Genomic DNA, 1,500 nt, shown 5'->3' on the forward strand with positions numbered 1-1,500 from the left:
GCGATCGCCGCTGATATGGGGGACATCTTGTCAAGTGGGCAGGGGGAAGCGGCGGCCGCAACCGTCGCTGCGGCCGCCGCTTTGTTGACCAAATGGGTCAGGTTGTGGGTGTCGAGCGTGTCGTATCGACGCGTGTCAGTCTGATATACGCGGGTTGGCTACCGCAGGACGGGACTTTCGAGTCAGAGCGGACCGCTTGTCTAAAGTCGAGCATGATCCGTTGCGGTGCAACGTAATCGCTCATAGCGGCGACGCGGGTCACTCCAAGACGCTTGCCGACACCCGGTTGACTCATCTGGACATTTGTGGGGCGCTCAGTCGTCGAGGACGGCCAGCGACCAACACCATCCGGCCAGCTCACGTGCGATCGCAGCGTTGGCGACCACCGAACGTTTCTTGCGCTCATCAAAGCGCACCCAGCGTTCATGCAGGCGCCGGTTACCGGCCTGACCACGTGCCCGAGCTGCTGGTGATGCGGCATCCCAGCGTCGCCGCATCACAGCACCGGGCCGATACGGGGCTCGGTGATGCCAGGCGGCTTCGACCAGCAGCCGGCGGGCGTGACTGTTGCCGGTCTTGGTCACCCCGCCCTGCGTTCGTGTCGCCCCGGAGGAGTACTCGCTGGGTACCAGTCCGAGGTAGGCGCCGATACTGCGGCCGGTCAGCCGAGACCAGTCGCCGATCTCGGCTGCCAGCCCAAACGCGGTCAGCGTCGAGACCCCGCGTAAACACCCCAGCCTGTTCACCACCGCAGTGAACTGCGAATCAGCAGCCATTTCGGCGATCGCGGCGTCGAGGCGCTCCCGGCGGTCGACGGTGGCCAGCATCGTGTCGAAGGCACTGTCGTAGGCCAGTTGCAAGGCGGGGTTGTCGAACTGTTGCTGGCGCAGCCATCGCTCATGCTCACGAATCCAGGTCCGCCCGCCGCTGTAGACGATCCCCTGTCTTAGCAGCAGCTTCGAGAGTCGATGCCGGGCCGTCATCAAGTCACCACGGACGTCTTCGCGGGCCCGCACCACATCCCGGGCAGCTTCCTGCTCCACCGTCGGGATTGTCACCGCCGTGATCTGACCCAGATGCAACAACCGCGCCAGATGCGCCGCATCACGGGCATCGGTCTTGACCCGATCCCCACCCGGGCGGATCAATTTCGATGGTGCGGCCACCGCACACTCGATCCCCGCTGCCAGCAGGAACCGGGCCAGACCGAAACCGGTCGGCCCGGCTTCGTAGGTCACTGCCACCGGCTCGGGAAGACCCCGAACCCATTCCAGGACATCGTTGCGATCCGGAGTCAACCGGCGCTCGAACACCTCGCCGGTATCACCATCCAACCCGCACGCAACCACCGAACGGGCGTGCACATCCAACCCGACACTCGTACGCTGAACCTTCACTGGGGCCTCCCACATCTTGTGGCTCTACCGGCCAGGACCCATTTCCTGTCGGCAACCCACGTTCACATGTGAGTGAGGCCCCAGCCCCCCATACCGTCTAAAG

At 64.6% G+C, this 1,500-nt stretch carries 1 protein-coding gene; it reads right to left on the bottom strand.

What is annotated here, in order from left to right; translation table 11 throughout:
- Nucleotides 1-314: 314 nt before the first annotated feature.
- Nucleotides 315-1,397 carry an IS110 family RNA-guided transposase gene (locus AC5Y31_RS21775; protein ID WP_499982967.1) on the bottom strand — a complete coding sequence of 361 codons (1,083 nt, stop codon included), beginning with the start codon at nt 1,395-1,397 and terminating at the stop codon, nt 315-317.
- Nucleotides 1,398-1,500 lie beyond the last annotated feature (103 nt).

This window comes from Mycobacterium sp. NGS18, assembly GCF_059813185.1.